Origin of the sequence: Streptomyces pyxinae (assembly GCF_024756275.1) — a bacterium.
GTDB classification, from domain to species: domain Bacteria; phylum Actinomycetota; class Actinomycetes; order Streptomycetales; family Streptomycetaceae; genus Streptomyces; species Streptomyces pyxinae.
In genome coordinates this window covers 53,605-71,871 of the sequence record NZ_JANUGQ010000001.1, presented here as the reverse complement: position 1 = coordinate 71,871, position 18,267 = coordinate 53,605, and the positions used below count along the sequence as shown (strand labels likewise).

Annotated in this window: 23 protein-coding genes; 10 read left to right on the top strand and 13 right to left on the bottom strand. The window is 70.1% G+C overall.

Features of this window, described 5'->3' with window-relative positions:
• Nucleotides 1-47: 47 nt before the first annotated feature.
• The 4 genes from NX801_RS00335 to NX801_RS00320 all read left to right on the top strand — a co-directional run bounded on the left by NX801_RS00335 (nucleotide 48) and on the right by NX801_RS00320 (nucleotide 3,767).
• Entirely contained in the window at nucleotides 48-815 is a 768-nt protein-coding gene (locus tag NX801_RS00335) for an enoyl-CoA hydratase/isomerase family protein (protein WP_258784671.1), read from the top strand.
• Nucleotides 816-1,243: 428 nt separating this feature from the next.
• Complete coding sequence (locus NX801_RS00330) at nucleotides 1,244-1,714, top strand: ATP-binding protein (protein WP_258784670.1); 471 nt, start codon at nucleotides 1,244-1,246, stop codon at nucleotides 1,712-1,714.
• A gap of 562 nt (nucleotides 1,715-2,276) precedes the next feature.
• Complete coding sequence (locus NX801_RS00325; RefSeq protein WP_258785187.1) at nucleotides 2,277-3,452, top strand: YncE family protein; 1,176 nt, start codon at nucleotides 2,277-2,279, stop codon at nucleotides 3,450-3,452.
• 96 nt (nucleotides 3,453-3,548) lie between these two features.
• A complete protein-coding gene (locus NX801_RS00320; RefSeq protein ID WP_258784669.1) occupies nucleotides 3,549-3,767 on the top strand; it encodes an EF-hand domain-containing protein in 219 nt (72 codons plus the stop codon).
• Between the two features lie 96 nt (nucleotides 3,768-3,863).
• Here NX801_RS00320 and NX801_RS00315 read toward each other — a convergent pair whose 3' ends face one another.
• The 9 genes from NX801_RS00315 to NX801_RS00280 all read right to left on the bottom strand — a co-directional run bounded on the left by NX801_RS00315 (nucleotide 3,864) and on the right by NX801_RS00280 (nucleotide 9,896).
• Nucleotides 3,864-4,259: a type II toxin-antitoxin system VapC family toxin gene (locus tag NX801_RS00315; RefSeq protein WP_258784668.1), complete on the bottom strand. Its 396-nt coding sequence runs from the start codon at nucleotides 4,257-4,259 to the stop codon at nucleotides 3,864-3,866.
• The gene (locus NX801_RS00310) at nucleotides 4,256-4,528 is read right to left on the bottom strand and encodes a hypothetical protein (protein ID WP_258784667.1); all 273 of its coding nucleotides are present in this window, start codon (nucleotides 4,526-4,528) and stop codon (nucleotides 4,256-4,258) included. Before NX801_RS00310 ends, NX801_RS00315 begins: the two co-directional genes overlap by 4 nt.
• Nucleotides 4,529-4,616: 88 nt before the next feature.
• A complete protein-coding gene (locus tag NX801_RS00305; protein WP_258784666.1) occupies nucleotides 4,617-5,045 on the bottom strand; it encodes a VOC family protein in 429 nt (142 codons plus the stop codon).
• A gap of 74 nt (nucleotides 5,046-5,119) precedes the next feature.
• Nucleotides 5,120-5,725 (bottom strand): hypothetical protein, encoded by a 606-nt coding sequence (locus NX801_RS00300; RefSeq protein WP_258784665.1) that lies wholly within the window; start codon nucleotides 5,723-5,725, stop codon nucleotides 5,120-5,122.
• Between the two features lie 505 nt (nucleotides 5,726-6,230).
• A complete protein-coding gene (locus NX801_RS00295; RefSeq protein WP_258784664.1) occupies nucleotides 6,231-6,503 on the bottom strand; it encodes a hypothetical protein in 273 nt (90 codons plus the stop codon).
• A 37-nt stretch (nucleotides 6,504-6,540) separates the two neighbouring features.
• Nucleotides 6,541-7,173, bottom strand: coding sequence for a phosphotransferase (locus NX801_RS00290; RefSeq protein WP_258784663.1), 633 nt, complete (start codon nucleotides 7,171-7,173; stop codon nucleotides 6,541-6,543).
• A 111-nt stretch (nucleotides 7,174-7,284) separates the two neighbouring features.
• Nucleotides 7,285-7,836, bottom strand: a complete 552-nt coding sequence (locus tag NX801_RS00285; RefSeq protein WP_258784662.1) for a GNAT family N-acetyltransferase — start codon at nucleotides 7,834-7,836, stop codon at nucleotides 7,285-7,287.
• Complete coding sequence (locus NX801_RS30930; RefSeq protein WP_428986026.1) at nucleotides 7,823-8,515, bottom strand: YdcF family protein; 693 nt, start codon at nucleotides 8,513-8,515, stop codon at nucleotides 7,823-7,825. The genes NX801_RS00285 and NX801_RS30930 overlap by 14 nt, the downstream gene beginning before the upstream one ends.
• Before the next feature lie 25 nt (nucleotides 8,516-8,540).
• The gene (locus NX801_RS00280; protein WP_487403414.1) at nucleotides 8,541-9,896 is read right to left on the bottom strand and encodes an NsdA family TPR-like regulatory protein; all 1,356 of its coding nucleotides are present in this window, start codon (nucleotides 9,894-9,896) and stop codon (nucleotides 8,541-8,543) included.
• Nucleotides 9,897-10,450: 554 nt separating this feature from the next.
• Between NX801_RS00280 and NX801_RS00275 the strand changes: the two genes are divergently transcribed.
• The 4 genes from NX801_RS00275 to NX801_RS00260 all read left to right on the top strand — a co-directional run bounded on the left by NX801_RS00275 (nucleotide 10,451) and on the right by NX801_RS00260 (nucleotide 12,479).
• Nucleotides 10,451-10,993: a hypothetical protein gene (locus tag NX801_RS00275; RefSeq protein WP_258784660.1), complete on the top strand. Its 543-nt coding sequence runs from the start codon at nucleotides 10,451-10,453 to the stop codon at nucleotides 10,991-10,993.
• Nucleotides 10,994-11,219: 226 nt separating this feature from the next.
• Nucleotides 11,220-11,705 carry an ATP-binding protein gene (locus NX801_RS00270; RefSeq protein ID WP_258784659.1) on the top strand — a complete coding sequence of 162 codons (486 nt, stop codon included), beginning with the start codon at nucleotides 11,220-11,222 and terminating at the stop codon, nucleotides 11,703-11,705.
• A gap of 215 nt (nucleotides 11,706-11,920) precedes the next feature.
• Entirely contained in the window at nucleotides 11,921-12,238 is a 318-nt protein-coding gene (locus NX801_RS00265) for a hypothetical protein (RefSeq protein ID WP_258784658.1), read from the top strand.
• A gap of 13 nt (nucleotides 12,239-12,251) precedes the next feature.
• On the top strand, nucleotides 12,252-12,479 hold the full coding sequence (locus NX801_RS00260; RefSeq protein ID WP_258784657.1) for an NUDIX hydrolase: 228 nt from the start codon (nucleotides 12,252-12,254) through the stop codon (nucleotides 12,477-12,479).
• Here NX801_RS00260 and NX801_RS00255 read toward each other — a convergent pair.
• Nucleotides 12,476-13,171, bottom strand: a complete 696-nt coding sequence (locus tag NX801_RS00255) for a haloacid dehalogenase type II (protein WP_258784656.1) — start codon at nucleotides 13,169-13,171, stop codon at nucleotides 12,476-12,478. The two genes, NX801_RS00260 and NX801_RS00255, sit on opposite strands and share 4 nt — an antisense overlap.
• Nucleotides 13,172-13,403: 232 nt before the next feature.
• Here NX801_RS00255 and NX801_RS00250 point away from each other — a divergent pair, with 232 nt between their 5' ends.
• Nucleotides 13,404-14,021 (top strand): TetR/AcrR family transcriptional regulator, encoded by a 618-nt coding sequence (locus NX801_RS00250; RefSeq protein ID WP_258784655.1) that lies wholly within the window; start codon nucleotides 13,404-13,406, stop codon nucleotides 14,019-14,021.
• A gap of 28 nt (nucleotides 14,022-14,049) precedes the next feature.
• Here the strand turns inward: NX801_RS00250 and NX801_RS00245 are convergent, their stop codons facing one another.
• The 3 genes from NX801_RS00245 to NX801_RS00235 form a co-directional block, all read right to left on the bottom strand.
• Nucleotides 14,050-15,489, bottom strand: coding sequence for a helix-turn-helix domain-containing protein (locus tag NX801_RS00245; protein ID WP_258784654.1), 1,440 nt, complete (start codon nucleotides 15,487-15,489; stop codon nucleotides 14,050-14,052).
• Between the two features lie 101 nt (nucleotides 15,490-15,590).
• Nucleotides 15,591-16,169, bottom strand: a complete 579-nt coding sequence (locus NX801_RS00240; protein WP_258784653.1) for a cupin — start codon at nucleotides 16,167-16,169, stop codon at nucleotides 15,591-15,593.
• Entirely contained in the window at nucleotides 16,166-16,807 is a 642-nt protein-coding gene (locus tag NX801_RS00235) for a class II aldolase/adducin family protein (protein WP_258784652.1), read from the bottom strand. Before NX801_RS00235 ends, NX801_RS00240 begins: the two co-directional genes overlap by 4 nt.
• A gap of 466 nt (nucleotides 16,808-17,273) precedes the next feature.
• Here NX801_RS00235 and NX801_RS00230 point away from each other — a divergent pair, with 466 nt between their 5' ends.
• Nucleotides 17,274-18,260, top strand: coding sequence for a class I SAM-dependent methyltransferase (locus tag NX801_RS00230; RefSeq protein WP_258784651.1), 987 nt, complete (start codon nucleotides 17,274-17,276; stop codon nucleotides 18,258-18,260).
• Nucleotides 18,261-18,267: the final 7 nt, after the last annotated feature.

Sequence of the window (18,267 nt, the reverse complement as noted above, 5' to 3'; positions counted from 1 at the left end):
CCAACGGCACCGGGTCCGCCGTCGTTAACGGCGGCTAACCTGCCGTCATGACTGTGACCCTCGAAGTCTCCGAAGGCGTCGGCACCCTGCGGCTGGACCGTCCGCCGATGAACGCGCTGGACATCGCCACCCAGGACCGGCTGCTGGAACTGGCCCAGGAGGCCACCCGCCGGGAGGACGTGCGCGCCGTGGTGATCTACGGCGGCGAGAAGGTGTTCGCGGCGGGCGCGGACATCAAGGAGATGCGGGCGATGGACCACGCGGCCATGGTGCTGCGGTCCCGTGGCCTTCAGGAGGCGTTCACCGCGGTCGCCCGGATCCCCAAGCCGGTCGTCGCGGCCGTCACCGGGTACGCCCTGGGCGGCGGCTGCGAGCTGGCGCTCTGCGCGGACTTCCGGATCGCGGGGGACACGGCCAAGCTGGGCCAGCCCGAGATCCTGCTCGGTCTCATCCCGGGCGCCGGCGGCACCCAGCGGCTGGCCCGCCTCGTCGGCCCGTCCCGCGCCAAGGACCTGATCTTCACCGGCCGCCAGGTGAAGGCCGACGAGGCCCTGTCCATCGGGCTGGTCGACCGGGTGGTCCCGGCGGCCGAGGTGTACGAGCAGGCGCACGCCTGGGCCGCCCGGCTCGCCCGGGGGCCGGCGCTGGCGCTGCGGGCCGCCAAGGAGTGCGTGGACACCGGACTGGAGGCCGACATCGACACCGGACTGGCGGTCGAGCGCACCTGGTTCGCCGGGCTGTTCGCCACCGAGGACCGCGAGCGCGGAATGCGCAGCTTCGTGGAGGAGGGGCCGGGCAAGGCGAAGTTCGTCTGACGCGGGCGGGGCGCCCCGCGGGGCGAGACCCGTCCGGCACCGGGCCCCGTGAGGCCGGGCGCCGGGCCGCCCGGGCCCGGCCGCCGCGCCGTCCGAGGCCGGGCACCGCGCCTGCGGCCCCGGCTCGGGCGCCGGCCGGGCTGCGGCCCCCGGCTCCGGCGCCGCTCGCCACGCCGGGCCCCCGGCCTGGCTCACGGGCGGCTCAAGGGGGCCTTAAGGCAACCTTGCCGGGCGGTCCGGCTCCGGACTCTCCCATCTCCCGAGTGCTCCCGCCACGCGCCCGGGGTCGCCGCAGTTGGCGCCCGGTTCACCGGCGCACGGCCCGTCCCCGAGTGCGCCCCTTCCAGCCTCTTGAGCGCCCCTCCGAGCCAGAATGCAATTTCACCGAACGGCCCCCGGGCCCCCCGGCGGCGCTCCAAGATGGGTCCATGGCGAGGCTGGAGAGCACCGCGCGATGGGCGCCGGTGGCAGATGACGAAGACGCGCTCAGGGCCTGGGAGACGTACGGCGATCCCACCGAGCGGGAGGTGCGGCTGCCGTCCCGCCCCGAGTCGGCCCGTACCGCCCGGCGGCTGACCCAGTGCGTCGTACTGCGCCAGTGGGGGCTCTCCCCGGTGATCGCCGAGCACGCGATCCTGCTCGTCTCGGAGCTGGTCGGCAACGCCGTCCGGCACACCGGGGCCCGGGTCTTCGGCTTACGGATGCTGCGGCGCCGGGGCTGGATCCGGATCGAGGTGCGTGACCCCTCGCGCGGGCTGCCGTGCCTGATGCCGGTGCGGGAGCTGGACACCAGCGGCCGGGGGCTCTTCCTGGTCGACAAGCTCTCCGACCGCTGGGGCGTCGATCTGCTGCCGCGCGGCAAGACCACCTGGTTCGAGATGCGCGTCACCGACCGCTGACCGCCTTCCCGGTGGGCGAGGCCGGAGGCCGGAGGCCGGAACGCGCGGAAGCCCCCTCGCGCCACGGTTGGGGGCGCAACGGGGGCTTCCGTGCGGGCGGCGGTGGAAGATTTGGGGTGTATCCCCGCCGCGTGAACGACCTGGCCCGGGTCAATGGGGGTCGTGCACCCGACTATGGCAGACGGGAGCCTAGCGGCCAAAACGACAAAGCATCCCATGCCACCCCAAAAGCGGCACCGCTTCGTGGAATCCCAGGTGACCTGAGCCACTGACCTGCCATTCGATGAATGACTATCGAATCGGGCGGGTGTTTCATCGAAACCTCGGCCCACGAACGGTCTCTCCCTTCGCTTGTCGCCCCGCCAGGCCCTTCACCCCGTCCGACCCCTCGCCCCATCCGGCCCCTCGCCCCGCCAGGCCCCTCGCCCCGTCCGGTCCCTCGCCCCGGCCGCCGCGAATCACCCCGCCGCAAATCATCCGGAAATGCCCGTCTCGCCCCTTAAATGATCGAGTGCCCCCGAGTGCTCTTCCCGGCGGACCGCCGCCCCGCCGTCCGCGCGCCATCCGGGTTCTGCGGCTGCTCGCCCCGGCCGCGCTCGCCGGCCTCCTCGCCCTCTTCGCCGGCTGCGGTACCGGCGGGGAACACGCCGGCTCACCGGCCCCCGGCACGGCCGCTCCCCGTCCCGTACCGGGGAGCGCGGCACCGGCCGGGCTGCCCGGCATGCCGCCGCCGCTCGACCCCCGGGACGTCTACGCCGCCGACCGGCCCGGCCGGCTCTCCCGTACCGTCCGGGGCTTCCCGCCCCGGATCTATGTGCCCAACACCCTGGACGACACCGTCTCCGTCATCGACCCGGCCCGCTATCGGGTGGTGGCGACCATCCCGGTCGGCAAGCAGCCCCAGCACGTGGTCCCGTCCTGGGACCTCAAGACCCTCTGGGTCAACAACAACCGGGGCCACACCCTCACCCCGATCGACCCCGCCACCGGGGAGCGGGGCGCGGACGTGCCGGTCCACGACCCGTACAACCTCTACTTCACGCCGGACGGCCGGCACGCCGTCGTCATGGCCTCGCGCGACCGGCAGCTGGTCTTCCGGGACCCGCACACCATGGCGGTGCGGCACACCGAGCCGGTCGAGTGCTCCGGCGTCAACCACGCGGACTTCTCCGCCGACGGCCGGTACTTCGTCGTCTCCTGCGAGTTCTCCGGCGAGCTGCTCAAGGTGGACACCGCCCGGATGCGGGTCACCGCCCGGCAGAAGCTGCCGTTCCGGGGCGCCATGCCGCAGGACGTCAAGCTCTCGCCGGACGGCCGCACCTTCTATGTGGCGGACATGATGGCCCACGGCATCTGGGCGCTGGACGGCGAGCGCTTCACCACCCCGGCGCTGCTCCCCACCGGCAGGGGCGCGCACGGACTGTACGTCTCCCGCGACTCCCGGGAGATGTACGTGCCCAACCGGGGCGAGGGCTCGATCTCCGTCTTCGACTTCCGGACCCGGCGCCTCACCAAGAAGTGGTGGCTTCCGGACGGCGGCTCCCCCGACATGGGCGGCATCTCCGCCGACGGCCGGGTGCTCTGGCTCTCCGGGCGGTACGACGGGGAGGTGTACGCCATCGACACCCGCACCGGCGAGCAGCTGGCCCGCATCCCGGTCGGCGGCGGCCCGCACGGCCTGGCGGTCTATCCGCAGCCCGGCCGCTACTCCCTCGGCCACACCGGAGTCTTCCGCTGACCCCCACCGGTGGTGGTGATCGTGCGTTCTCCGGCTAATCTGACCGCCGTCAGTAACGCAGCAAGCGATCGCACCAAGCAATAAGGGGTGGACCCAGTGGCGGACATCGAGTCGGCGCGCAAGGCGTTCGAGCGGTTCGACGTGGACGGGGACGGTTTCATCACCGCCGCCGAGTACAAGAGCGTCATGGCGCAGCTGGGCGACTTCAACGTCACTGAGACGGTCGCCCAGGCCGTGATCAACTCCCAGGACGGCAACGGCGACGGCCTGCTCTCCTTCGACGAGTTCTGGGCGCGTTTCAGCAAGAACGCCTGACCCTCCGCCGTACGGGCCCGGCCCCCGCCCGCCGGGCCCGCACGCGCACCCGGGCCGTACGGTGCGCTTCGCCGCCCTGCTGCCCGACCGGGCTTCTCACACCTTGGCCACCCGTACGCCGCCCGTCCCGCACAGCGCCCGGAGGTCTTCGGGGCCGGAGGTCAATACGGTCACCGGGGCGGGCGAGGCGAGTGCGGTGGCGGCGACGATCGCGTCGAGTGCGTACTTGTGGCCGTGCAGACCGGCCGATGCGAGGAGCTTGCTTGCGTGGCGGGCGATCGCCTCGGTAGGGGGGACGACAACGACGCGCGACACGGCGTAGTCGAACCGGGCCTGACCGGTCTTCGGGTGGCGCGCCTCGACCAGGGTGACCGAGCTGGTGATCACCCGCATGTCCTCCGCCTCCGCCGCGACCAGCCACTCCGTGATGTCCGCCGACTGACGGACCAGCTTCGACAGGCCCTCGCAGTCCAGGACGACCGTCCCGCTCACGCGGCGTCCGCCGGGCTCACGGCGTCACCGCGCAGAATGGCTCGCTTGCTCTCGACGGCCGCCGCATCGACCGGCCCGTGTTGGCTCTCCGCCGCTTCGATGAGCTCCCTCAGCCGGTCCCGCTCCAGCTGCCGCTGGATGAGCGCTTCGACATAGGCCGACATACCCCGCCTGCCGGTACGCGCCCGCACCGCCGCGATGGTGCCTTCGTGCAGAGAAACGGACACGGGCCTGACGGGCCCGGTGCCCGGCATGGACGATTCACTCATGGACCCACTTTAACAAATTCCTTGTTAATCGAGCACCGGGTCCCGTGCCGGGGCGCCCATACGTGGATCCGTCGCCCGGCGAGCCCCCTCACGCGACGAAGACGCAGAACGGATGCCCGGCCGGGTCGGCGTACACGAACAGCGGCTCCTCGGCGTCGTCGCTGCGGTCGGAGAGCAGCCGCCCGCCCAGGGCGAGAACGCGCTCGTGCTGCGCCCTCAGCTCCGCCACCGACGGCACGGTCAGGTCCAGGTGCATCTGCTGCGGCACCGGCCCCTCCGGCCAGGTCGGCCGCGCGAGCCGGTCGACCCGCTGGAAGGCGAGCTGCCGTCCGCCGTCCGGCGCCCGCAGTACGAGCCAGTCCGCCCCCCGCTCGTCCGGCCGTCCCGACGCCGGCGGCTCGTCCCCGGGCCGGTAGCGGAAGCCCAGCAGCACCCGGTAGAACTCCGCCAGCTCCCTGGCGTCCACGCAGTCCAGCACCGTCTGGCACAGCTGCGGATGACTTCCCTGCTCGGTCACACCGACCACCTCCGCCGCTCAGCCTGCCCGCCGATGATCGCGGGATGCCACCGCCGACGGCGAGTATGTCGGCGTCAGCTCGTGGTCGTTGTCGTCCCGTCGTCCGGCCAGATGGGGCGGCCGTTCTGCCAGAGGGCGGTGGCGTGGGCGGCGAATCGGTCGTACAGGCCGTCTTCGCCCAGGCGGCGCAGATGGAGCAGGGGAGACTCGTGGCCGAGCAGATTGGAGATGTGGGGTGTGACCAGCATCTGGTCGTCGAAGGTGAAGACGGACAGGGCGATGTGCTCGTCGCTGAACCGCGCCTCGATGCCGGGGGAGTGCTTGATCTTCTCCAGCGCGTCCAGGGTGATGCGGATACGGGTACCCACGGTCAGCGGTACCGCTTCGGCGGCTTCCCTGCGCCGAGTCACCTCGGAGTCGGGGTCCCCGACAATGAACCGCACCGCGCAGCCGTCCTGGGCCTTGCGTGCGAGGCGGGCGGCGAGTCTGGGCTGTTCCTGCCAGACGAAGTAGTTGGTGTAACCGGCGAAGGTGATCTGTTGGGAGGCCCCGTCGATCAGGCTCGCCCACACCGAGGTGGGGCAGGCGTTGCGGTAGGGGTACGCGGACACGATCTCGCGGTCCGGGCCGGTCTTCACGGCGGAGCGGACTGCCTTGGGCCACAACACCTCTGGACTCACTCCCAAAACGCTCGCGACATCAGCGCGGGTCCGCGGATGCGGCACACGCGACGGGTCGGACACCCACCTCTCGGCGGTCTTCGCTGTGACTCCCACCGTACGGGCGAGACGCCCGCGTGGGGGCGGCCTTGCCGCCACCGTCGATTGTCGTTGTGAAGCGTTGAGGCGGCGACCTCCAGCCGCTCGGTCACCCGGATGAATGGCGCGAGACAGCCCCGTCCGACGCCCGGCACGGCGAAGCCGTGCAACTGCTGAGGAGCGCCGCCATGTCCTCGTCCGTGCCGGCGACGTGTTCGGCCAGTCTCTCCCGAAAGGTGACCGGTCACTCTTCTACTTCGGTGGATTGCTCAAGATCGAGAGGACGGACGGCGGATACGCGTCCGGCCCTGAGTCAGCAGGCGCCCCGGAGCTCGCGGATGACGAGCGCGCACGGCTGTCGATGCGAGGCAGTGAGCCGTCACAAGCCCGTCGGAGAACTTCTCGAGGGCTCACCACGCGTTCACGTCTAGAGGATCTTCCACAGCATGTGCTCGTCCCGGTGACGTATTCCTTCCACGCGTCGCTTGATCTCCTCAAGGCTACGAGGGGCATCCGGCACTTTGCGGGCGTTGGTGGTGATCATCTGCAACTCGCGGATGGCGGCCAGTGTCCGATACCCCGACCAGCGGGTTACGTCCCATCCGTACGCGTCAGCGAAAGCCTGGTAGTGCTCCTGGCCGTGGCCGAACCTTCGGCAGTGGACTTCCACCGTCACCAGGTCCCATTCCGGCTGCCCCATACACACGGTGTCCCAATCGCAGAGCACGGCATCGCCGCTACCCACATGGAGAGCACCAGCGGCGCTGGGGATCACCCTGAATGACCCCTCCGGGGAGAGCGAACCTCACAGTCTCCAGGTCCGACGAAAGCCGCTCGGCGTGCCGCTGCAAGAACCTCAGGTCTTCCGAGGGCAGACAGGTGATCTCTTGGAGGGACCGTCGAATCGCAGCGAAATTGTCATGCCCGGGAGGGGGTGCCGGCGGTGTGGGAAGGTTGTGCAATCCGAACAGTGGCTTCGCGAGTTGAGCCGCCTCTATGGAGTGGTCCGGCTGAGGCAGGTACGTCCACAAGATGGCCGCGTGCCCACCTGCCACCACTTCGGCGGGATGCAGCGTCACGGTGGGGAAGCCGACGTCCATCAGCCACCGCACGAACTCGACCGTCCGGCGTACCTCCTCGACCGCTGTTCCCTTTCGGGCGATCTTGACGACGACCTTCTCCGCTTCGAGAAGGACAACAGCGTTGGTATGTCCTCGGAGAAGCTGCGCGTCTGCGCTGTCGAGGCCCACAGCCGCGCATGCCCGTTCGAGGACTTGGCGCATCTCGGCCTCGGTGAACCCTCCGGGGGCTGCCGTTGGGTCGTAGTGCCGTATGCCGATGCCGGTCGCGGGGCTCCGCGTCGTCCCCATGACTGGCTCACGACCCATGGAGGCGTGAGCCGCATCGCCGTGTGGGTGAGCGCACTTTCCAACTGGAGGCCGACCGGTGCGGGATTCATCAAGGGCGCGCCGCCCGGCCGGTCAGCGCTGGGGGAGGCCGAGCAGCATCGCGTGGAACAGCGGGGCGTCCGGGATGCGGGGGCGCAGGTCTGCGAGCGTCGTCCAGCCCCACGACTCGTACAATGCCCGGACCTTGGGGTGTTCCCGGTCGACCAGCAGGGTCGCGCGTTCTTCGGTGCGTGGGGTGAGCAGTGCGTCGTGCAGTCGGCGGGCGGTGCCGGTTTTGCGCCACGGGGCACGGACCATCAGCTCGGAGAGGGCGTAGGTACGGGTGCCGGTCTCCTTGATGATGTCGGCCGGCACGTCGGTGAGCAGTCCGCCCCACCACTTCGCGTCGGGTGGGAGCGGGGCTCCATAGGCGTAGCCGACGGCCTGGTCACCGTCGTAGCCGACGGTGCATGTCCAGCCGGGGTGGCGACTCCAGCCGTCGAGGCCCTGAGCGAAGCGGTCGACACTGGCGAACGGATCGGTGGCCGCGGCCTCGGCGTATACCTCGGCGTAGACGTCGAGCAGCAGCGGGCGCAGCTCGGCGGCGTCGTGGTGGTCGTAGTGCTGCATGTCAATGCCGGTCACGAGGCTCCACATTGTCCACCTGACTGGCTCGCGACCCATGGAGGGGTGAGCCGCATCGCCGTGTAGTTGAGCACACTTTCCAGGCCCCGTTAATGCGGCGCAGGACTGTGAAGCTCCCCTCTGTGACACGCCGAGGAATCTCCTCCCATTCGCGGACTACACGGCGCCTGCCTTCCGGGATGGAAGGCCAGCTAGTGCGGTCGACTACCTCATCGGAATACAGGGGTTCCCAGGAGATGGCGTAGAAGAGGTCGAGGCCAGGCACGACCGATGCCAGACAGTGAACGGTCCGGCGATGGTACCACTTGCTGACCGCCGTGATCCTCAAACCTGAACCCAAGGCTTCGCGCACATAGGGTAGGGAAAATTCCACATTCTGCCAGGTGTTGGCTGCCTGGTCTTCACATCGAATGACAGCATTCGGAACGTCACGCTCAATGAGGAGATCACGGAAAACTTGTGCCTCTACGATTCCGTTGTGCCGGTTGACCCCGCCAGTCGCAATGATCAACGGCGCTAGACCCTTGTGGTACCGGTCCGCCGCAATTTCTACCGGCTGAGTTTGGTTCGTGCCGAATAGGATGTGGGCGGTTGGTTCACCCTGTGGTGGTGGTGCCTCAATATCTACGAAACTCGTGATTTTATGAATCTCTTCCGAGCTGAGATCCTTGCCGCTCATCGCATCCTCTCGTGTGAGGGTATGGCTAGATGGTATTGCCGGTCAGCTGGCTGGTCACTTCGAGGTATCGGTCTCGATATTCCTCTACCTGAAAGGCTTTGGCGAAGCGGCCTTCCAGCGCGCGGCTGAGTTGGCCAGCGAGCGTTACAGTCGGCCAGGCCGGACGGCTTCCCGAAAGGGCCTCATGTCCAGCGGAGACAGCTTCGTCCACATTTCCGGCCCCAGCTTGAGCAAGTCCCAGGATCAGCAGGGCGCGGGCGTAGCTGGACGGGTGCTCGCCGCGCTGTCGTGCGTCCGGCCTGTAGAGGACTTGCAGTACTTGCTTAGTCGCGGATACCGCCTCTTCGTGGCGGCCTAGCAGCATCAAGGATGTGGCCGTATACGGAGGATCTTCTCCGGGGGAAATCGAAAAAGCGCCCGTTACGCTGACATCAGCGGGCAGCCTTGCGATCTCATTCGTTGCGTAGCGTCGTGCTTTTTCCGTGCGGTCGGCGTCGCCTGTCATTGCCGCTGCCCGCATTTCCTGCGTCGCTAGCTTTGTGTGGACAAGGGTTCCTGACGCTGTGGAACCTTGTCCTTGGGATGCCAGCAACAGCGATTGATGGGGGCGTCCCTGGTAGAAGGCAATGAGTGACTTCGTCAGAACAGCCCATCCCGAAAGTTCCGGGTGCCCTACTTCCTGGCTTCGTCGTTCAGTGTCGCTGCACCAAATGTGCGCTGCCGCGTGCGTCCCCATGTCGCATGCTGCGATACCCAGCAGGCAAGAAAGCCAGCCAACGGATAGTGTGATTTCTCTTCGTTTCTTCTCGGGCATGCGGGTTTCCAGGACGCCGCTTGTGTATGCTCTGACGGTCAGTAGTTCGTCGTACACATCCGCTGGAGGCATAGAGCAAACGGTCAGTGTGTAGTGGGCGATTAGATCACCCAGGACAACGGGAAGCGTGCTCACGCTGTCGTTGCCCATCACTTCAAGTGCCTGGATGGCGCGCTGTCCCCGAGCGAACTGCGTTGCCGTCACTGACAAAGCGACGGCAGACCCTGAGGCGAAAGTCCGTCGGTCGGCGGATACCGGCTCCTCCCGCTGTGGCGCTGGTTCCTCGGGATCACACGTAATCCCGACGCGGGTCTGCCCTGTGTTGGTGTGCCCTTCCCAAGGGCGCGCTGCCAACCCGAGTATTTCCCCAGGGATGCCGAATCCGTCTGCTACGCGCTCGATTACCTCACGCCCTCGGATTCCCCTGACACCACGGATAATGTCACTGACCCGAGAGCTGGTCATTTTCCCGATAGCCGCCGCCATGACAGCGTGACTTGATCCAGTACGGCGATTGACAAGGCGGAAGATCTTTTGGAAGTTCCGGGCGGCGCAGGCTTGCCGCATGGCCTCGCTGTCGAGAAGTGCGTCGGGAATCGTCAGCGGATATCCACTCCGCCGAGCTGCGCGGTCACCCATGTAGCCACCTACCAAGAACCGAAGTGATCTGCGTCCAGCGTAGCCCCAGGACTCCGGCGGGGAACCCCAAACGAGTGGGAGCGGGGTTCCCCAAATGGGCTTGCGGGGTTCCCCGTTCGCCGTTCCGTGAGGAGCTGCACGTGGTTGAAGCTCTTCAGAAGGAAAAGCCCCCACAGCCGTTGGAGCGGCTCGGGGGCGCGGACGACGCTGCGAAGGGGCGCTGACGTGAACGAGAGTACGTCCGTGCGGTCAAGGACGGGAGGGCCGCCCGGCGGCGCCCGCGCCGGGGTGGGGGGCCTGAGGCGGCGGCACACCGATGTGCAGCTGGGGGAGGGGGAGCCGCCCGTCGTCTTCGAGCGGTGTCTGGTGTGCCGGGTGGCTCGGGGAAAGCGGGCCTCGGTCGGCGGGGTGCCCGGTGAGCGGGACTGGGGGGAGGTGATCCGTCAGCATCCGCACCGGCGGTCGACGGACTGGCGGTTGATGTGAGCGCGCCGGAGCCCAGTTACTACCGGTGTGAGGTCCTGGTGGAGGAGCTCATCGCCGAGGGGATCACGGTGCCGTACGCGTACGCGTCTCCTACGTCCCTGCTGGGGCCGAGGCTGGTGCTTCGCTGGCTGTGTTCGGCGGCCTGGCGTACGGCGGAGACCTTGGACCGCAACCCGCTGGGCCGCGTGCCCGAAACCTCCGGGGAACGCGCGGTGGTGGCGTGTGCCGGGCAGTTACGGGCCTGGTGCGAGGACACCACCGGCCACAGTGACGCACACCAGCGTGTCAAAGCGGGGCAGGTGTGGAGCACCGTGTTCTCGGACCCGTATCACCGGGTCACGCTGTCGGCCCGCCCGAGCCGGCCGATCGCAGGCGCCAAGAGGGGTGTTGAGCCGATACCCCGCCCGCCGGCCGGTCACCGGAGGTGCGGCCGCAGGACAGGACTGTGGGCGGTGGCCCGTACCGCCCTGATCTGCCTGGCCGCTCTGGCTTCCTACGCCGTGCTCGGTTGGCTGCCGGCCGTCGTGCTGACGCGCTGAACTCCCGCAGCCCTCAAGACCCCTCGCCCCCTGCGTCATGTGCCCATGGATCCGGCACGAGAAGGCGGGGACCGCCCGGCTACCGCCACGCAAGGGGCTAGCCGGCAGCCGGGCGGCACACCCCGGACCGCGACAAGCCCCTCCCCGCCCGAACGTACCGAAACCGAGTCCCCCCACGGCTCGAATACCTCGGGCGGGGAGGGCCCTGAAGAGAGAAAGGGACAGGATGACTTCGCATCGAAGCGCTGCTGGAGGGCGCGCCGCCGGTGGCGGTGTGGTGAGCGGCGGTCAGGTGGCGGCTTCCCGGCCGGTGCGGGAGTCGTTCAGCGCTGTGATCCCGGGTGAACTCGCGGAGGTCGCGGGCGTACGGCGTCTGCTGGAGCAGCGGTTGACGAAGTGGGGCTGCCCGGAGGTGGATGCCGTGGTGCTGGCGGTGCACGAGCTGGTGGCGAACGCCGTCCGGCACGGGTGCGCTTCCACCGGGGACGTGGTGCGGCTGGCCGCTCATTATGCGGAGGGGCTGCTGCTGGTCACAGTGGCGGACCCCTCTCCGGCGCCGCCGGTGCCGCGCCCGGCGGGGGACGGCGCCGTGGACGGTCGGGGGCTGGCGCTGGTGGAGGCGCTGACCGACTGCTGGGGGTACGGGCCGAGCCCGGAGGGCCCCGGCAAACAAGTCTGGTGCCTGATCAGCGGCGCCGTACCGCTTCCTTGAGCCGCCGCTCCCGCCCGTGGGCCTCGCTCCCGGGCCCGACAGAGCGACTGCGTGACCGCCGTCGTGGGCCCGGAGCCATTCCGGCTCGAACGCCCTCAACGACCGCCCCGCACGAACCCCTGATTGGAGAGTTCGCCCGCTGTGCCGGACCCCAGGAAACCGCCGTTGCCCGAGCAGCCGGGCCCGTACATCATCGTTCCCCGTACCGAGCAGCGGTGCCCCCGGTGAGGTTCGGGCGGGGAGAGCCCCCGCTCACCGAGGCGGAGCGGAACAGGGCACGCAACCTGGACCGGATCTTCCGCCCGCCCCGTCCTCGGCTGCGCGACCGTGTCATACGGCCTCTCCGGTGGCTGGAGGAGCTGTGGAGCCGGTATGTCCGCCACCGGGAGCTGCACCGGGCACTGGACGCGCTGCGCGCCCGCGTGGAAGCCACGGTGCCGCCCGAGTGGAAGTCGCCGGACCACACGGACCGGTGTCTTCGGCGCCTGCGGGCCGACTTCGCACGGGGCGAGCGGGCGGATCCGCCGTCGTGAACACCTCTTCCTGGTGCTCCGGTTCGCCACCGCGCTTCTGCGCCGGGCGGCCGGCCGTCCCGGCCGGGCAGCGCCCGACCCGATGGCCTGGCTCTTCCGCCACCCCGAAGGGGTCACTCGCATCGGCTGGTTCCTCGTCACCACCGGCCGGCCCGGCGAATCCGTCGAGGCCGCACCTCACAGGTGTGCGGGGCTCAACCGGTACGACCCGGAGAGTGTGCCCGGCGACACCGCCCCCTAGGCGGCCGAAGTCAGTTCGGTGGCCAGGTCGTTCAGGCTGTCGGTGTGCCAGTCGAAGGTGTCGGCCGTGCCCGGGGGGTCGCCGCCGGGGCGCTGGACGTAGGCCGTGCGCATGCCCACTGCCTGGGCTCCCCGCAGGTCCCAGGCGTGGGCGGCGACCATCAGCAGGCGCTCCGGAGGGCAGCCCGCCGTGTCGAGCGCGAGCTGGTAGACCTCCTTCGCGGGCTTGAAGGCGCGGGCATCCTCGGCGGAGAGGGCCTGGTGCCACCGCAGCCCGGTGTGGGCGTTGAGGCGGAGCAGGGTCGCGCGACTGGCGTGGGTCAGTCCCAGGACGGGGAACCGCCGCGCGAGGCGGGCCAGGCCGGTGCGGGAGTCCTCCCAGGCGTCGAGGCGCTGGCCGGCCGTGGCCAGGTGCCGGACGGCGGCGGGGTCGGTGAGGCCGGTGCGTTCGGCCACGCGTTCGGCCGCCTCGCGGTCGAGGGCCGCGGAGTCGGCGTAGGCTCGTTCCCCGTCCTCGATGCGCCGCTGCTCGTGTTCGACATGCTCCAGCCACAGGGCGAGCAGCCGGTCGAGCGTCGTTTCGTCGGCCGCCGGCACCGCGTCGCGGATCGCGGCTCGCAGCCCGCCCGGCTGGTCGACCATGGTGCCGAGGACGTCGAAAACGACGACCTCGATGTCGTATGCCTGGGTCATCCACCCTCCCCATCTCCGTGTCCGGGTGTCGCGCCGTGCGCCGGCCGTCACCCGGCACAGGCTCACCCGGGGAGCGGCGCACGCCGCCCATTGGGCCGTTCGGCGGCATGTCACAGGCCGACGGAGGTGGTTGGGGCACCTGTGGCAGCGCGGGGGAGCCGCCCGGCTCAGCCGGGGGCCGGGCCGGTTCGGAAGCTGTCCTCGGTATACCGCTGGGTGTACCGTTCGCTGGGTGAGCATCAGCAGCGAAACCACCGGTAGAAGGACAAAGCGGCGCGGCACCCAGCATCTGACGCCGGCCGGTGTGAAGATCCTCGAAGCCGCCTCACGGCTCTTCTACGAGCAGGGGATCCGGGCCATCGGTGTGGAGGCGATCGCGGAGCAGGCGGGCGTCACGAAGAAGACCCTCTACGACTGTTTCGGCTCGAAAGAGGACCTCATCGTCGCCTATCTGCGGGCTCGCGACGGCCTGTGGCGGGCCACTCTGGTGCGGCACGTCAACGGTCACAAGGGGCCGGCCGGACAGAAGATCCTGGCCACCTTCGGCGCCCTGCGCGACTGGATGCACGAGCGGAACCGGCGGGGCTGCGCCTTCATCAACGCGTCCGTGGAACTGCCGGACGACCACCCCGGCCGGGAGGTCGCCCGCGACCAGAAGACCTGGTTCCTCGCCTACCTCGAGGACCTCGCGAGGGAAGGCAACGCCGAGGCGCCCGCCGCACTCGCCGCGCAGGTGCTGATCCTGCACGAGGGAGCCTGTGTCGCCGGCTCCATGGGTTCGGTGGACCAGGCCGTGCTCCGGGCCGAGCAGGTGGCCGCGATCCTCATCGAGAGGTCGCTCCCGGAGTGACGCGCGGGCCCCGGGCCCCGGGCGGGCGCTAGGCGACGAGGGCCGAGAGGGCCGAGAGGGTGGAGAGGGCCGGCGGGGTCGCCGTGAAGGCCGGGTCGGCCGTCCGCCGCCGGGTCGTCGCGCCCGGGGCCTCGCCGCCCAGCTGTCTCACGAGATCCGCCGCGTACGCGCGCAGCAGGTCCTGCATGAGGTGGTGGCGCTCGTCCTGGTGTCCGACCAGGTGCGCGCTCGCGAGGCCGACCAGCAGTCGTACCGCTTCGTCCTGGCCGACACCCGCGGTCGCCGCCGCGGTGGCGGCGGCGCCGGTCACCGGGCCGGGGGTCATGCCGAGCAACCGGAACAAGCGGGCGCTCTGCTCGTCGAGAGCCCGGTGGGGTGCGCCGGTGCCGACCGGGTCGTGGAGTGTCACGTCACCCTCGGCGGGGTCCAACCGGGCGCTTTCGAGCCGGAGTTCGGCAGTGAGCGGGGCGGCGCTGCGGTGCCGGCGGTTCACGATGTGCTCGGCGGCCAGCACCAGGGCCAGCGGAAGGTGTCCGCAGCGTTCGGCCAGTGCGGTCACCGCGGCGGGGTCGGCGTCCGCGCGCGCGTCACCGATCATGGCCCGGATCAGCTTCGCGGCCTCCGGACGGCACAGTTCCGTCAGGGGAACGGTGACGGCGTCCACCCGGGACAGCAGGCCGGGCAGCCGCGAGCGGCTGGTCACCACGACGGCGCATCCCGCGGAGCCGGGCAGCAGGGGGAGGATCTGCCGCGCGTCCACGGCACCGTCCAGCACCAGGAGCATCTCGCGCCCGTGCAGGTAGGAACGGAAGGTGGCCGAGCGCTGGTCCAGATCCGCCGGTACGCGGTCGGCCGGTACGCCCACCGCCCGGAGCAGGTCCTCCAGGACGTCGAACGGATCGGCCGCGGTGCCCGGCTCGGGGCCCCCGAGGCTGACGAACAGCTGCCCGTCGGCGAAGCGGCCGTCGCTGACCGCCTGGTGGGCCCACTGCACCGCCAGGGCGGTCTTTCCCACGCCGGTCGGTCCGTCGATGACCGCGACCGGCACGGCGAGGGACTGCCCGTCGTCCTGTAATCGACGGGTGAGCTGCTCCAGACAGTCCCGGCGGCCCATGAAGTGACGCTTGGCCGGAGGCAGTTGGGCCGGCACGATCCAGGCGGGCCGGTGACGGGCGGCCGCCTCCAGAGCCGTGGCGATGGAGGTGAAGGTGGTCCCGGTGTTCAGCACCCGGTCACACGCCTCCGCGAAGGCCACCGAAGGTGTTCGCTTGTCGGTCTCGATCTTGCTGATGTGGCCCCGGTTGAAATGGACCCGGGTGGCGAGCTGGGCGAGCGAGAGCCCGCGCCGTTCGCGGTGGGCCCGGAGCAGTTTCCCGAACGTCGCCTGGGCGCCGATGTCCGGCGGGTAGCCCGACGTGCCGTGCGAGGGCCGGTTGACCGCCGAGCCCCGCGCTGGTTTCCGTACCACTGTGCATCCCCTAAAAGCGCATACAGCGCATACAGCGTCTCCGTCGTGGACCTCGTGAGCGGCGCGGGTCCCGCCGCGACCGGCCGTACTGGCCGCACCGCTCAGGGCGGCGCCAGCAGGTCGTCGAGCGTCGGGAAGCGGGCGGCGATGCCGTCCGGCAGGAACCGGGTGGTACGTCTGCCGTCCTCGCGGAAGAAGCGGACGGCCGTGTAACGGGGGCGCGCTCCGGCGTCGAACCAGTGGGCCGTACGGCTGGGCACCGACAGCAGGTCACCGCCCGTGCAGAGCACCGCGTACACCAGGCCCGCGGCATGGAGATAGAGGCAGCCGGCCCCCGCCACGACGAAGCGCGTCAGATCCTCGTCGTGGATGTGCTCCTCGCGGAACTTGTCCCGGTTCGGACGGCCCGGCCCGGACGGTTCGGGATCGGCCGAGGTGTGGGTGAGGCGTGCGACGTCGACGACGCGGTAGCCGCTCTCGGCGCTCACCTGGCCGATATGGCTGCGGTAGGCGTTCATGATGGTGGCGTCGTCGGCGTCCGCCGGGATCCGGCGGGCGGCGTGCCACCGCGCGAAACGCACGCCGATCTTCAGCAGTTCGCCGCGGATGGCGCCCAGGTCCTCCGTCCGCAGGTACACCGTCCCGGGTCCGGCCGCCGGCATGATCTGCAGCAGGGTCACCCGGCGGCCTCCCCGGCCTCCCGGGCCGCGCCGGCCTCCCCGGAACCGCCGGCGCTCTCCGGCAGGAGCGGACGGCCGAGCTCCTCGATCCGCTCCAGCTCGCCGAGCGCCTCGTCCAGGTCGCGGCCCCAGGTGAAGACACCTGTCCCCTCGACCAGGAGGGCCGCCGGCCCGCCCGGGGCCGGGGCGCCGAGACGGGCCACGGCGTCGTCGGGAAGGTGGCAGGTGCCGTACCGGTCACCGGCGGCCACCAGCACGACCGCGCCGGCCGCCGCACGGGCGCCGCCGGCGAGGGCGGCGAGTGCGGCGGAGTGCGGCTCGCGGGTGTGGACCACGGCTCCGCAGCCGGGGAGCCGCCGGTGGATCGCGAGATGCGCCGGAGTCTCGGCGGGAGGCCACTCGACCTCGCCGAGCAGTGGCAGGCCGTCCGAGGGATCGACCATCACGGTGTCCTGCCCGGCCGGGTCCCCGTACGGATCACCCGTCTCACCCGTCGTGATGATGACGGCTTCGTCCGAGCGGACCGAGATGCTGCCGGGCGCTCTTCCCGGCCGGCCGCGCCAGGCCGGCGACCGGCAGACGCGTGACAGCAGTTGGCGCTGGAGTTCGGCGTCCTCGCGGATGCGTACGGGCTTCACGGGCCCTCCTCGCCTGCCGTGGCGGGGAGAGGCAGTGTTCCGCCGGGTGCGTGACCGGACACACGGAGCGACACGCGTGCGTCTCCTTCGGATCGGGGGCGACTCACCTGCGTATACCAACCGGTATAGATACATGCTAGGGAGCTGTTTCTCAAGGTGTCAACGACCCCAACTGGCGTGCCCGGCACGGTTCGTGGCCGGTCGAACCGATGACCTCTCCGGTGTGCGGAGCCGTCTGCGCGGAGCCGTGCGCGCGAAGCGGGAAGGGGCGGGAAGGGACGGGGCGTGGCGGGAACGCGCGTACCACCGCCGCGCAGGGATCGCCGTCCGGTGGCCGTACCGCGAGCTCTCATCGCGTGGTCCCGCACGTTGTTGCTGTTGCCTCTGGAGTGGCAACAGGGCGCCCCTGTACAGGGCCGGCGGGAACTGCGGATAGTGAAGTCACTTCCACCGCAGGAGGGCCGACATGGGTACGCGCACCGACTTCGTAGAACTGGTTGTGTCGCCACGCGAGTTCTTCCGGCTCGGAGAGACGGAGCGGATCAGATCATCCGTCGGGCTCAAGCTCTCGGACCATTCGTACCTTCCGAAGGCGGACGAGCCGCGCGCGGACTGGGTCGCCAGCGTCGCCGTGCCCGCGTTCAAGACGCTGGCCCGGATGGGCGTTCTCGCGCCGACGTTCTGCACCATCGGTACCGGTGCCGGCCTGGACGCCCTGGCGGCCGTGGAGATTCTCCGCGCCCGCACGGTGGGCTTCACGGACCTCCACGACGACGTACTCGACTACGCGCGGGAGAACATCCGGAACAATCTTCTCAGCCAGGACGTCGAGCTGATCGGAGGCGCCGGGGACCTCCTCGCGCCGCTGGCCGGAAGGATGTCGCAGGTCGACGTCGTCTACGAGAACCTTCCCAACATCCCCATCGCGGGGAGGGTCGACCTCGATGACGGCCAGGCGAGCTCCACCTTCATCGCGGAGCGCAGTGAGGAGATCCCCGGCTTCGCCGAGAAGAACCTCATCACCCTGCACTATCTCGCCCTTCAGCAGGCGCACCCGCTCCTCCGGGTCGGCGGCCGGGTGCTCTCATCGGTCGGTGCGAGGATCCCGCTGGCCGAGATCCTCACTCTCTCCAGGGCCGCCGGATACAACGGCAGCATTCTGACCTACACCTGGAAGGTCCAGTCCGAGCCGCACGACGTGGTCGGCGGATACGCCCAGTGGGAGCGGGAGGGCCTGGGGCCGTTCCACTTCTATCCGGTGCAGGTGCTGCGCGAGGCCTTCGGAGGCATCTCGGTCGCGGCGGCCGGCGCGCAGGCCCTGCGCATCGAGGAGGAGTTGGCGCCGCACGAGATACCGGCGGTGGACGCCCTGGCTCTGGTGGAGAAGGGCGAGAAGGTCGGACACACCGTCGCGATCCTCGACTCCGTCAAGATCCCCGACTCCGCCCTCTGACCGCTCC

Excerpts from the sequence above, each read along its gene's own strand:
- NX801_RS00230 (WP_258784651.1), top strand. The coding sequence starts at position 17,274 with ATGGGTACGCGCACCGACTTCGTAGAACTGGTTGTGTCGCCACGCGAG.
- NX801_RS00255 (WP_258784656.1), bottom strand. The coding sequence starts at position 13,171 with ATGACCCAGGCATACGACATCGAGGTCGTCGTTTTCGACGTCCTCGGC.
- NX801_RS00330 (WP_258784670.1), top strand. The coding sequence starts at position 1,244 with ATGGCGAGGCTGGAGAGCACCGCGCGATGGGCGCCGGTGGCAGATGAC.
- NX801_RS00310 (WP_258784667.1), bottom strand. The coding sequence starts at position 4,528 with ATGAGTGAATCGTCCATGCCGGGCACCGGGCCCGTCAGGCCCGTGTCC.
- NX801_RS00290 (WP_258784663.1), bottom strand. The coding sequence starts at position 7,173 with ATGGGGACGACGCGGAGCCCCGCGACCGGCATCGGCATACGGCACTAC.
- NX801_RS30930 (WP_428986026.1), bottom strand. The coding sequence starts at position 8,515 with ATGAGCGGCAAGGATCTCAGCTCGGAAGAGATTCATAAAATCACGAGT.
- NX801_RS00295 (WP_258784664.1), bottom strand. The coding sequence starts at position 6,503 with ATGGGGCAGCCGGAATGGGACCTGGTGACGGTGGAAGTCCACTGCCGA.
- NX801_RS00270 (WP_258784659.1), top strand. The coding sequence starts at position 11,220 with ATGACTTCGCATCGAAGCGCTGCTGGAGGGCGCGCCGCCGGTGGCGGT.
- NX801_RS00280 (WP_487403414.1), bottom strand. The coding sequence starts at position 9,896 with ATGCGGCAAGCCTGCGCCGCCCGGAACTTCCAAAAGATCTTCCGCCTT.
- NX801_RS00335 (WP_258784671.1), top strand. The coding sequence starts at position 48 with ATGACTGTGACCCTCGAAGTCTCCGAAGGCGTCGGCACCCTGCGGCTG.